Source organism: Cupriavidus sp. WS (assembly GCF_000395345.1).
Lineage (GTDB): Bacteria > Pseudomonadota > Gammaproteobacteria > Burkholderiales > Burkholderiaceae > Cupriavidus > Cupriavidus basilensis_B.
This window is the reverse complement of sequence record NZ_AQPL01000514.1, coordinates 1-11,691: the sequence shown is the minus strand read 5'-3', so window position 1 is coordinate 11,691 and position 11,691 is coordinate 1. Positions and strand designations below refer to the sequence as shown.

Here is an 11,691-nt window from a genome sequence, read left to right as displayed (position 1 = left end):
GCGCGAAGAAGCGCGCGTGGAGCCGGCGCAGGCGCCGGTCGTAGCGGATCTCGTCGATGCGGCCGCTGACCCAGAAATCGATCCGGGGCGGCAGTTGCGCGGCGGAATAATAGGTCTTGACCAGGCGCTTCACGCGGCCGTTGACGGTCTGCGTCTCGGTCCAGGTCAGCGGGTAGCGGATCGCGCTCTCGTAGGCGCGCAGCGGCACGCGGTGCCAGCCCAGGTCCTTGGAGCCGGACAGGTCGCACGAGAACGTGCGCACCAGTTGGGTCCACTGGTCGAGCGCGTTGTTGGGGCCGAACGCACCATGCCAGTGCCGGTCGATGGCCTGCTGCAGCGCCTGCGGGTTGGCCTCGCACACGTTGGACAGGTCGGCCGGCAGGTACAGCGCCTGCGGGCTGGGCACGGGCACGGTGGCGCCGGCCGCGCCGCGCGCGGCCAGGGCCAGCACCGCCAGGGCAGCGCCCTGGCGCCAGGCGCCGCGCGCGGCGCGCGTCATGCGGCGGCCTCGCGGTCGCACATCGGGAAGCCCAGCGCCTCGCGCGATTCGTAGTAGGCCTGCGCGACCGAGCGCGACAGGTTGCGGATGCGGCCGATGTAGGCGGCGCGCTCGGTGACGGAGATGGCGCCGCGCGCGTCCAGCAGGTTGAAGGTGTGCGCGGCCTTGAGCAGCTGCTCGTAGGCGGGCAGCGGCAGGCGCCTGGCGGCCTCGGCTTCCTGTCCTTCGGCGGCGCCCATCAGGCGCTTGGCCTCGGCCTCGTGCTCGGCGAAATGGCGGAACAGGATCTCGGTGTTGCTCTGCTCGAAGTTGTAGGTGGACTGCTCCACCTCGTTCTGGTGGTACACGTCGCCGTAGGTCAGGCGGCGAGTCTTGCCGTTCTCTTCCCACTCGGTCCAGACCAGGTCGTAGACGTTCTCGACCTTCTGCAGGTACATCGCCAGCCGCTCGATGCCGTAGGTGATCTCGCCGGTGATCGGCTTGCAGTCGATGCCGCCGACCTGCTGGAAGTAGGTGAACTGGGTCACTTCCATGCCGTTGAGCCAGACTTCCCAGCCCAGGCCCCAGGCGCCCAGCGTGGGGTTCTCCCAGTCGTCCTCGACGAAGCGGATGTCGTTCTGCTTGAGGTCCAGGCCCAGCGCCTCGAGCGAGCCCAGGTACAGCTCCAGGATGTTCTCGGGCGCCGGCTTGAGCACCACCTGGTACTGATAGTAGTGCTGCAGGCGGTTGGGGTTCTCGCCGTAGCGGCCGTCCTTGGGGCGGCGCGACGGCTGCACGTAGGCGGCGCGCCACGGCTCCGGCCCGATCGCGCGCAGGAAGGTGTGCACGTGCGAGGTTCCGGCGCCGACCTCCAGATCGATGGGTTGCAAGAGTGCGCAGCCCTGCCGGTCCCAGTAGGACTGCAGGGTGAGGATCATTTGTTGGAAGGTCAGCATAGGCGAAGACGGCAAAGACGACGGCGAAGACAAGTAGGGGCCCGCATGGGGTGCTCGATCATGCAGGGCCGGCAGGCGAGGGCGCCGCCGCGGCGGCAAAAGTCGCCAGAAGTCGCCGGGGCGTCGCACGGAGTTCGTGCCAAACCCTGAATTCTATCGGTTTTTTCCGCCAGGCCCGTCATCGGCACGGCCCTTGCATGTCATGGCGCGCTGGCGGGGCGTTTCGGGTGGCATCGGGGCGCTGTCGGGGGCGCTGTCGGCGCTCCGCAACGAATCGGGTAAACACCGAAGCCCCCTAAAGTCCCTGCCGATACTTGTCGATAGCGTTTTTGTATACAGTATTAGGCAGAGCCGCGCGCAGCGCCGTCATTGCTGCCGCAGCGGCCGAACCATCCGAATTCATCCACACGGACACCCAAACGGGGACACTGGTCATGTCGCTTCTTTCTCGCAAGCCCTATCTCGTCGCCATCGCCGTGATGATCGCCGCCGCGCTGCTGTCCGCCGTGGCGGGCGTCTCGGCCTAGCCCGGCCCGGGCCCGCTGCCTAGTCGCGCGCGCCGCCGCCAGGCGGCGGCCAGCACCAGCACGCAGCCCGCCAGCGCCGGCACGTTGCCCCAGCGCACGAACGGCGTGAAGCCCTGCGTGCCCTGCACGGTGGCCGTCAGCGTGCCGACCGTGAAGGTGGGCAGGCGCGCGCTCACCACGCCGTCGGGCGCGACCACGGCGGTCATGCCGGTGTTGGTCGAGCGCAGCATCGGCCGGCGCGTCTCCAGCGCGCGCATGCGCGAGATCTGCAGATGCTGGTCCAGCGCGATGGTGTCGCCGAACCACGCCAGGTTGGTCACGTTGGCCAGGATGTTGGCCGGCACCGGCTGGCTGCGCAGGGTCTCGGCGATTTCCTCGCCGAACAGATCCTCGTAGCAGATGTTGGGCGCCACCATGATGCCGCGCACCGGCAGCGGCGCCTGGTCCAGCCCGCCACGGCGGAAATCCCCGAGCGGCATCTTCATCATGTCGACGAACCAGTGGAAGCCGAACGGGATGAACTCGCCGAACGGCACCAGGTGGTGCTTGTTGTAGCGGTAGAGCTGCTGCGTCAGCGGGCCCAGGCCGAACACGCTGTTGGTGAAGTCCACCGGCGAGTCCGCGCCGGCCGCGCCGAACAGCACGGTGGTGCCGCTGGCCGCGCTGAAGTCGCGCACGGCGATGGCGATGTCCACCGGCAGGTCCTGCAGGATGACCGGGAACGCGGTTTCCGGCGTGACCACGAGGTCGGCCGGCGTGGCCGTGATCAGGTCGCGGTACAGCTCCAGCGAGCGCTGCACGCCGGCCGGCTCGAACTTGATGTCCTGCGCCACGTTGCCTTGCAGCAGCCGCACCGAGATGGGCTTGCCGGCCGGCGTGGTCCAGGCCAGCGGCGCCAGCGCCGCGCCGGCCAGCGGCAGCGCCGCGGCGACCGCCAGCGCGAGCCAGCCGCCGCGCCGGTCATCGCGCCGGTCATCACGCTGGTCGTTGCGGGCAAAGCCGCGCACCGCCGCCACCAGCAGCGCGGCCACGGCGCCGGCCAGCGCGCCGATGCCGTACACGCCGACCAGCGGCGCGAAGCCGGCCAGCGGGCCGTCGCTGTGGGCATAGCCGCTGGCCAGCCACGGGAAGCCGGTAAACACCACGCCGCGCAGCCATTCCGACAGGCCCCACGCGGCGCCGAAGGCCAGCGGCATCAGCAGCGCCGAAGCCCGCGCGCGCGCGCCCAGCCAGTGCCAGGCCGCGGCGGCCAGCGCCGGGTAGAGCGAGAGATAGGCGGCGAACAGCAGCACGGCCAGGAGCGCCATCCAGGCCGGCATCTCGCCGTAGACGTGCATGCTGATATAGAGCCACCACACGCCGGACAGGAACCAGCCCAGGCCGAAGGCGTAGCCGGTGGCGGCGGCGCCGCGCGCGCGCGGCGCGTCGGCGACCAGCGCTACCAGCCCGGCCAGCGACAGCAACTGCAGCCACCACCAGGTGTGGGGCGCGTAGGCCTGGGTGTGGGCCACGCCGAGCACCGCGGCCAGCAGCAGGCGCGGCAGGCCGGCGCCGCGCGCGCGTTCGCGCCCGGCGGCGGCCGCACCGGTCCGGTCCGGGAACGGGCTCCTCATGCGCCGTCCAGGCCGGACGGCACGGCGGGCACCTCGCGGCGCACCAGCAGCAGGTGTACCTGGCGCGCGTCGGCGCGCAGGACCTCGAAGCGCACCGGCGGCAGCACCACCACTTCGCCGCGGTGCGGGACGTGGCCGAGGTGGTTGCTCAGCAGGCCGCCCACGGTGTCCACGTCCTGGTCGGAGAAGTGGGTGCCGAAGACCTCGTTGAACTGCTCGATCTCGGTCAGGCCGTGCACGCGCCAGCCGCCGTCGGGCAGTTGCACGATGTTGTCGTGGTCCTCGTCGAGGTCGAACTCGTCCTCGATGTCGCCCACGATCTGCTCCAGCACGTCCTCGATCGTGACCAGCCCGGCGACGCCGCCGTACTCGTCCACCACCATCGCGATGTGGTTGCGGTTGATGCGGAACTCGCGCAGCAGGATGTTCAGGCGCTTGGATTCGGGGATGAAGACCGCCGGGCGCAGGGTCTCGCGCAGGTCGAACTGTTCGTCCGTGTAGTAGCGCAGCAGGTCCTTGGCCAGCAGGATGCCGATGACGTTGTCGCGGCTGCCCTCGTAGACGGGAAAGCGCGAGTGCGCGGTCTGCCGCATGAAGGGGATGAAGCTGTCCGGCGCGTCGGCGATGTTGACCATGTCCATCTGGCCGCGCGGCACCATGATGTCGCGCGCGGTCAGCTCGGAGACCTGGAACACGCCCTCGATCATGGAGAGGGAGTCGGCGTCGATCAGGTTGCGGGCGTGCGCATCCTGCAGCACCGCAAGCAGTTCAACGCGGGATTCGGGCTCGGGGGAGATGAAATCCGAGAGCCGTTCGAGCAGGGATCGGGGTCGGTCGACTGGCTTCGAACTGGGATAAGGGTCGTTCATGGCGCGGCGAGCGCGTGGTGGAGATCGGTCAAAGGATACACCAAAAGAGTTTGCGTTCCGTGACAGCGCAAGGCCGTGCGGCGCGGGCGCCGCACCGCGTGGCCCCGGGCGCGGCGGGCTCAGGCGGCCTTGCCGCGCACGAGGTAGGGATCGGCGAAACCGAGCGCCTGCAGGGTCTCGGTCTCGATCGCCTCCATCTCCTCGGCCTCGGCGTCGTCTTCATGCTCGTAGCCCTGCGCGTGCAGCACGCCGTGCACGATCAGGTGGGCATAGTGCGCCTCGAGCGGCTTTTTCTGCTCGCGCGCTTCGCGCTCCACCACCGGGCAGCACAGCACGATGTCGCCGCTGACCGGATCGGACTCGTGCTCGGCGTAGGCAAAGGTCAGCACATTGGTGGCGTAGTCCTTGCCGCGGTAGCTGCGGTTCAGGCCGCGGCCTTCTTCCTCGCCGACGAAGCGCACGGTCAGCGCGGCGTCGGCGTACAGCGCCGATTTCACCCAGGTCTGCACCTTGCGCTGCGTGGGCAGGCCGCGGCGGCCCCGCATGCCGTCGCCGTACTGCAGCGCGAGGTCGAGTTCGGGCGGTGTGGCGGGCGTGCCCGTGGTGGTGACCAGTGGGGTGGCGGTGACGGCCACCGAGAGCGCGTCGTGGTTGTCCGGGCGCACCAGCAGGCCGGCCTGCTGGCGGTCGTCGGTGTGCTCGGCCAGCAGCGCGAGCACGCCGTCGGCGGCCTGCGACAGGTCCACGGTGAGGCTGCGGCCGTCGGCCAGCTGCACGCGCAGCGCATGCGCCTGGGTCTTGCGCGCGCGCCCGTCGGCGTCGAACAGGATCAGGCTGGCGGCGGCGTTCTTGGCGGTCTTGATATTGGTGTTCACGGTCATTCGGTCAGGCATCCCGGTGCTGGGCATGGTATTCGTCGTAGGCATCCACGATGCGCGCCACCAGCGGATGGCGCACCACGTCGATGCTGGTAAAGCGCGTCATGGCCACGCCGCGCACGTCGCGCAGCACGTGCTGCGCCTCCACCAGGCCGCTTTTCTGGCCGCGCGGCAGGTCGATCTGCGTGGTGTCGCCGGTGATCACCGCCTTGGAGCCGAAGCCGATGCGCGTGAGGAACATCTTCATCTGCTCCGGCGTGGTGTTCTGCGCTTCGTCGAGGATGATGAAGGCATGGTTGAGCGTGCGCCCGCGCATGTAGGCCAGCGGCGCGATCTCGATCATCTGGCGCTCGAACATCTTCTGCGTGCGGTCGAAGCCGAGCAGGTCGTAGAGCGCGTCGTAGAGCGGGCGCAGGTAGGGGTCGACCTTCTGCGCCAGGTCGCCGGGCAGGAAGCCCAGGCGCTCGCCGGCCTCCACCGCCGGGCGCGTGAGCACGATGCGCTTGACCGCGTCGCGCTCGAGCGCGTCCACCGCGCAGGCCACCGCCAGGTAGGTCTTGCCGGTGCCGGCCGGGCCGATGCCCAGCGTCAGGTCGTGGGCCAGGATGTTGCGCAGGTAGTCGCGCTGCATCGGCGTGCGGCCCTGCAGCCCGGTGCGGCGCGTGTGCAGCACCGGCGAGCTGTCCTCGCCCGTGCCGGCATCGGCGGCATCGGCGCCCTCGGGCACGTAGCCGCCGTGCGCGGCCGACTGGCGCGCCTCCACCAGGCCGAGCTGCACGTCGTCGATCGACAGCGCGCCGCGCGCCTGGTTGTAGAAGCGCTCGAGCGCCGCGGCGGCCTCGCGCGCGTAGGCGCCGCGCACCGTCATGCGGTGGCCGCGGCGCTGGATGGTGACGTCGAGCGCCTGCTCGATCTGGCGCAGGTTCTCGTCCAGCGGCCCGCACAGGTTCTGCAGGCGGGTGTTGTCGTCCTTGGGGGCGACGAATTCGGCTGAGGGGATCTTCATCTGGGCGGTCTTGTTCTTGTCGTTCCGGTCTGCATGGGCGCGGTTCGCGCGGTGCTACTGGCGCACCACGATCTCGCCGCGCAGCGAGTGCGGGAAGGCCTCGGTGATCGCCACCTCCACCATCTCGCCCACCAGGCGGTCGCGGCCGGCCTGCGGCACGCCGGGCAGCGCGAAGTTCACCACGCGGTTGTTCTCGGTGCGGCCGTGCAGCTCGGTCGGGTCCTTGCGCGCCGGGCCTTCGACCAGGATGCGCTGCACCGTGCCGACCATGCCGCGGCTGATGCGCTGCACGTTTTCCTCGATGGTGGCCTGCAGGTGCTGCAGGCGCCTGAGCTTGACCTCGTGCGGCGTGTCGTCGGACAGGCTGGCCGCCGGCGTGCCGGGGCGCGGGCTGAAGATGAACGAGAACGAGGTGTCGTAGCCGATCTCCTCGATCATCGCCATTAGCTTGTCGAAGTCGGCATCGGTCTCGCCGGGGAAGCCGACGATGAAGTCCGACGACAGCGACATGTCCGGGCGGATCGCGCGCAACTTGCGGATGATGCTCTTGTACTCCAGCACGCTGTAGCCGCGCTTCATCGCCATCAGGATGCGGTCCGAGGCATGCTGCACCGGCAGGTGCAGGTGGTTGACCAGCTTCGGGCAGCGCGCGTACATCTCGATCAGGCGCGGCGTGAATTCCTTCGGGTGGCTGGTGGTGTAGCGGATGCGCTCGATGCCGGGGATCTCGGCCACGTACTCGATCAGCAGCGCGAAGTCGGCGATCTCGCTGGTGCCGCCCATCGCGCCGCGGTAGGCGTTGACGTTCTGGCCCAGCAGCGTGACCTCGCGCACGCCCTGTCCGGCCAGGCCGGCGATTTCCGCCAGCACGTCCTCGAACGGGCGCGAGACTTCCTCGCCGCGCGTGTAGGGCACCACGCAGTAGCTGCAATACTTGGAGCAGCCTTCCATGATCGAGACGAACGCGCTCGGGCCTTCCACGCGCGCCGGCGGCAGGTGGTCGAACTTCTCGATCTCGGGGAACGAGATGTCCACCTGCGAGCGGCCGGTCTGGCGGCGGCGGTTGATCATCTCGGGCAGGCGGTGCAGCGTCTGCGGGCCGAACACCACGTCCACGTAGGGCGCGCGCTGCACGATGGCCGCGCCTTCCTGGCTGGCCACGCAGCCGCCCACGCCGATCACCAGTTCGGGCTTGAGCGCCTTGAGCGCCTTCATGCGGCCCAGCTCCGAGAACACCTTCTCCTGCGCCTTCTCGCGCACCGAGCAGGTGTTGAAGAGGATCACGTCGGCGTCCTCGGGGTTGTCGGTCTTCTCCAGGCCGTCGGTGGCGTGGAGCACGTCTACCATCTTGTCCGAGTCGTACTCGTTCATCTGGCAGCCGTAGGTCTTGATGAATACTTTCTTCATGGTGCCGGTCTCAGTGGTTTACCTGGGGGCATCAGGGTTGGGGGACGAATGCGGTCGTGGCCGCGGATTGCAGCCACGAATGGCAGCCACGGACGGCGGTCACTGCGCCGCCTTCTCCTTCTGCTCCTGCTCGCTCAGCACCCACGCCGTCAGCAACTGGCCGTAGAGATCGAGCCTGAAGCGCACCGGCAGCTTCTGGCCGGCCACCGCGGCGACCGGCAGCAACTGGTTGTCGGTGCCGAACAGCCGCAGCCCCGGCGCCACGCCCACGGCCTTGCCGTCGAGCGTGGCCGACAGCGGCGCGCTGGCCGACGGCGTGGCCAGCACCAGCTGCGCGCGCGCCGCGTCGGCGGGAATCACGCGCAGCGGCACCTGCGCCAGCGCGCCGGCCGGCAACAGGGCGGCGCCCGCCGCAAGCGTGGCCAGCGTGGCGGCAAGCAGACAGGCGCGGATGGTCGGCGCGCGGCGCGCGGCGCGGTTGGCTGGCATGGGGGCTCCGGCGAGAGGTTCGGGAACGGTTCGGAACAGCCTCGGCAAGGCTTCGGCAAGCAAAGGGCAACCCGCCATTCTACCCGCTCGCGCCATCCCTGGCGCCCCGCGGGCCCGCCGCTAGAACAAGCTGGATGCCTCTTGCAGCACACGCTGCTTCGACACCGTGCCCATCAACTCGCGCCCGGCCGCGTCGCGCACCAGCGGGATGCGGTTGAGCGCGTGGTGGGTAAACAGCTGCAGCGCGTCGGGCAGGTGGGACTCCGGCGTCAGCGTGGGGAAATCGCGCTCGCACAGTGCCGGCAGCGCCGCGCCCGGCTGCTCGCGCAGCGCGCGCTGCACGGCGTGGATCGACAGCGCGCCGAGCAGGCGGCCCTCGGGGCACACCACGTACAGATAGCGCGTGCCGGTCTCGGCGAACTTGTCGCTGGCCTGCGCGAGCGTGGCGTCGGGGCCGATGATGGTGTCGGTCGGGTCGCACAGCCCGGCCAGCGTCAGGGCGCGCGCGCGCTCGGCCGCGGCCGAGGCCTGGGTGCGCTCGGCCACCACGCTGTAGAGCGACAGCGTCTGGCAGCGCGAGGCGGTGTAGTACGCCGCCGCCGCGCCGATCATGCCCGGCAGCAGCAGCGCCGGCGCCAGCGTCATCTCGAACACCATCAGCACCGACATCAGCGGCGCCTGGCTGGTGGCGGCCAGGAACGCGGCCATGCCGACCAGCGGCAGCAGCGGCGCGCCGGCGCCGCCCGGCACGGCCGGCGCCAGCAACTGGCCCAGCGCCGCGCCCACGAACAGCGACGGCGTGAACACCCCGCCCACCGCGCCCGAGCCCATGCTCAGCACCGTGGCCGCCAGCTTGGCCAGCAGCACCGCCGCCAGCGGCACGCTCAGCGCATGCGCCTGCAGGATGGACTGGATGGTGTAGTAGCCGTTGCCCACCACCTCCGGCACCCGCATCGCCAGCACGCCCACCAGTGCGCCGCCCAGCGCCAGGCGCGGCACCAGCCCGCCGGGCACGTGCGAGAAGGCGGCCCTGGCCAGGCTCGAGGCGCGCATGAAGCCGGCGCCGGCCACGCCCGCGAGCACGCCCAGCAGCGCGGCGGCCAGCAGCATCGGCGGGTGCAGCAGGTCCGACGGCACGCTCAGCCCCGGGTAGAGCGGCTGCAGGCCGCCGTGCAGCTGGCTGACCACGGTGCCGGCCACCGAGGCCAGGAACAGCGGCATCAGCCGCTGCACCGCCACCGCGCCGAACACCACCTCGGCGACGAACACCGCCGCCGAGAGCGGCGTGTGATAGACCGAGGCCAGCCCGGCCGCGGCGGCGCAGGCGGTGAGCATGCGCCGCAGGTTGGTGTCGCCGTCCGGCCCCGGGCGCCCGCGTGCCGACGGGAACACCGAGCCGCACAGCGCGGCGAGCTGGATCATGGCGCCTTCCTTGCCGACCGAGCTGCCGGTGACGATCGAGCAGAACGAGGACAGCGCGCGCAGCAGCGTGATGCGCACCGGCAGGCGTCCGGTGCCGCTGGCCACCGCTTCCATATAGTCGGACACGCCGGGCTGGGCCGCGTTGAGCCGCGCGGCGGCGCTCAGCAGCAGGCCCGCCACCACGCCGCCGAGCGTCGGGATCGCCACGCGCCAGGCCAGCGCCAGCCCGGCGAACACGGTGACGATGTCGGCGCGCGTGCCGAACATGGCCAGCCCGCTGGCGTCCAGCGCTTCCTTGAACAGGGTGGTGACGATGGCGGCGGCGATCCCCACCGGGATGGCGGTGAAAAGGGTGACTTCCTGGTCTTCGATGAATCGGAACCGCATCGTGTCTGCATCCGGGGGCGAGGGGGGATGCGCCGCCACCCGCCCGCGCCGCGGCCACGGGCCAGGCGGGGCAAGGCTTGGCTGGCAGCATCATAGCGCAGGGGGCGGCGCTTTTTTTCGGGGTTTGCCCGCCGGGCCGCGGCGGGCGGCGGCGCCGGGATCTTGCCGCAAACGAGGTTGGCCCCTGCGCGCGGACGCCAGGCTGTTACACTAGCGGTCTTTCCTCCAAAGAAGCGGGGGCAGTCGCCTCGCTTCGCCGGCCGTGTTGGCCGGTTTTCGGTTTTCTCACTCACGTCGCCCCCGCGATTGGCGCACCGCGTGCGCAAAGGGCGGCCGAAGCGTCAATTCATGTCTTTTTCCGAACTTGGCTTGTCCGACAAGCTCCTGCGTGCAGTGGCCGAACAGGGCTATACCACGCCGACCCCGATTCAAGCGCAGGCCATCCCCGCCATCCTCAAGGGCGGCGACCTGCTCGCCGGCGCGCAGACCGGCACTGGCAAGACGGCCGGCTTCACGCTGCCGCTGCTGCAACTGCTGTCCGAATCCCCGGCCAGCCGCGAACCCGCGCGCGGCCAGCGCCTGCCGGTGCGCGCCCTGGTCCTCACGCCCACCCGCGAACTGGCGGCGCAGGTCGAGGAAAGCGTGCGCAACTACGGCAAGTACCTCAAGCTGCGCTCGATGGTGATGTTCGGCGGCGTCGGCATCAACCCGCAGATCGAGCAGCTCAAGCGCGGCGTCGACATCGTGGTGGCCACGCCCGGCCGCCTGCTGGACCACCTGTCCCAGCGCACCATCGATCTCTCGCACGTGGAAATCCTGGTGCTGGACGAAGCCGACCGCATGCTCGACATGGGCTTCATCCACGACATCCGCAAGATCCTCAACGTGCTGCCGCCGAAGCGCCAGAACCTGCTGTTCTCGGCCACCTTCTCGGACGAGATCCGCGGCCTGGCCGACCGGCTGCTCGACAACCCCGCCTCGATCGAGGTGGCGCGCCGCAACACCACGGCCGAAACGGTGGCGCAGCGCGTCTACCCGGTGGACCGCGAGCGCAAGCGCGAACTGCTGGCCCATCTCGTGCGCGAGAACGACTGGCACCAGGTGCTGGTGTTTACGCGCACCAAGCATGGCGCCAACCGCCTGGCCGAGCAGCTCGACAAGGACGGCCTGTCGGCGCTGGCGATCCACGGCAACAAGAGCCAGTCCGCGCGCACGCGCGCGCTGACCGAGTTCAAGGCCGGCACGCTGCGCCTGCTGGTGGCCACCGACATCGCCGCGCGCGGCATCGACATCGACCAGCTTCCCCACGTGGTCAACTATGACCTGCCCAACGTGCCCGAAGACTACGTGCACCGGATCGGCCGCACCGGCCGCGCCGGCGCCGAGGGCGAGGCGATCTCGCTGGTGTGCGTGGACGAGGCCGGCCTGCTGCGCGACATCGAGCGCCTGATCAAGCGCCAGATCGAAAAGACCGTGCTGCCGGGCTTCGAGGTCGATCCGTCGATCCCGCCCGAACCGATCCAGAAGGGCCGGCAGGCCCGCGGCCAGGGCAATGGCGGCGGTGGCGGTGGTGGCGGCCGTGGCCGCGCCCCGGCCCCCGCGGGCGGCGGCCAGCCGCGCGCGCCCGAAGGCGGCGAGCGCCAGCAGCGTCCGGCCCGC

At 70.5% G+C, this 11,691-nt stretch carries 10 protein-coding genes; 1 reads left to right on the top strand and 9 read right to left on the bottom strand.

Annotated elements, in window-relative coordinates:
- The 9 genes from K206_RS40060 to K206_RS0133125 all read right to left on the bottom strand — a co-directional run.
- A partial coding sequence (locus K206_RS40060) for a hypothetical protein (RefSeq protein WP_020206605.1) occupies positions 1–499 on the bottom strand: 499 nt, incomplete at its 3' end.
- Positions 496–1,434, bottom strand: a complete 939-nt coding sequence (gene glyQ / locus K206_RS0133165; protein ID WP_020424012.1) for a glycine--tRNA ligase subunit alpha — start codon at positions 1,432–1,434, stop codon at positions 496–498. The genes glyQ and K206_RS40060, both read right to left, overlap by 4 nt.
- Positions 1,435–1,957: 523 nt before the next feature.
- Positions 1,958–3,574, bottom strand: coding sequence for an apolipoprotein N-acyltransferase (gene lnt / locus K206_RS0133155; protein WP_020206602.1), 1,617 nt, complete (start codon positions 3,572–3,574; stop codon positions 1,958–1,960).
- Positions 3,571–4,443 carry an HlyC/CorC family transporter gene (locus tag K206_RS0133150; RefSeq protein WP_029044373.1) on the bottom strand — a complete coding sequence of 291 codons (873 nt, stop codon included), beginning with the start codon at positions 4,441–4,443 and terminating at the stop codon, positions 3,571–3,573. Before K206_RS0133150 ends, lnt begins: the two co-directional genes overlap by 4 nt.
- Before the next feature lie 119 nt (positions 4,444–4,562).
- Complete coding sequence (ybeY, locus tag K206_RS0133145; RefSeq protein WP_020206600.1) at positions 4,563–5,324, bottom strand: rRNA maturation RNase YbeY; 762 nt, start codon at positions 5,322–5,324, stop codon at positions 4,563–4,565.
- Positions 5,325–5,328: 4 nt separating this feature from the next.
- Positions 5,329–6,327: a PhoH family protein gene (locus K206_RS0133140; protein ID WP_020206599.1), complete on the bottom strand. Its 999-nt coding sequence runs from the start codon at positions 6,325–6,327 to the stop codon at positions 5,329–5,331.
- Positions 6,328–6,381: 54 nt separating this feature from the next.
- Positions 6,382–7,734: a tRNA (N6-isopentenyl adenosine(37)-C2)-methylthiotransferase MiaB gene (gene miaB, locus K206_RS0133135; protein ID WP_020206598.1), complete on the bottom strand. Its 1,353-nt coding sequence runs from the start codon at positions 7,732–7,734 to the stop codon at positions 6,382–6,384.
- Positions 7,735–7,833: 99 nt separating this feature from the next.
- Positions 7,834–8,223 (bottom strand): hypothetical protein, encoded by a 390-nt coding sequence (locus tag K206_RS0133130; protein WP_020206597.1) that lies wholly within the window; start codon positions 8,221–8,223, stop codon positions 7,834–7,836.
- Between the two features lie 120 nt (positions 8,224–8,343).
- Positions 8,344–10,032, bottom strand: a complete 1,689-nt coding sequence (locus K206_RS0133125) for a ClcB-like voltage-gated chloride channel protein (RefSeq protein ID WP_020206596.1) — start codon at positions 10,030–10,032, stop codon at positions 8,344–8,346.
- A 348-nt stretch (positions 10,033–10,380) separates the two neighbouring features.
- Between K206_RS0133125 and K206_RS0133120 the strand changes: the two genes are divergently transcribed.
- Positions 10,381–11,691: DEAD/DEAH box helicase (locus tag K206_RS0133120; protein WP_029044372.1), on the top strand; the 1,311-nt coding region annotated here is incomplete at its 3' end.